Origin of the sequence: Curtobacterium sp. MCBA15_016 (assembly GCF_001865105.1) — a bacterium.
GTDB lineage: Bacteria > Actinomycetota > Actinomycetes > Actinomycetales > Microbacteriaceae > Curtobacterium.
The window spans coordinates 1-219 of sequence record NZ_MJGR01000072.1 but is presented as its reverse complement, the minus strand read 5'-3'; the positions used below and the strand labels follow the sequence as shown (position 1 = coordinate 219).

The window sequence follows — 219 nt, the reverse complement described above, 5'->3', positions numbered from 1 at the left end:
GCGACGAGGACGACGACGAAGGTCACCGGGACCCGGACCGACTCCGGGGGCAGCAGGATCGCGAGCAACGGCAGGACGGCGCCGACGGAGAACGCAACGGCCGATGCGAACGCCGCGTGCCACGGGCTCACGACCTCGTCCTCGTCGATCCCGAGCTCGGTCGTCAGGTGCGCGCGGAGGGCGTCACGCTCCGTGAGCTCGGACGCCACGGTCTCGGCG

General features: G+C 72.6%; 1 protein-coding gene. It reads right to left on the bottom strand.

Annotated features, from left to right (window positions below; genetic code table 11):
- Positions 1-219, bottom strand: a 219-nt coding sequence (locus BIV03_RS18115) for a VIT1/CCC1 transporter family protein (protein ID WP_175475995.1), incomplete at both ends; no start/stop codon positions are given.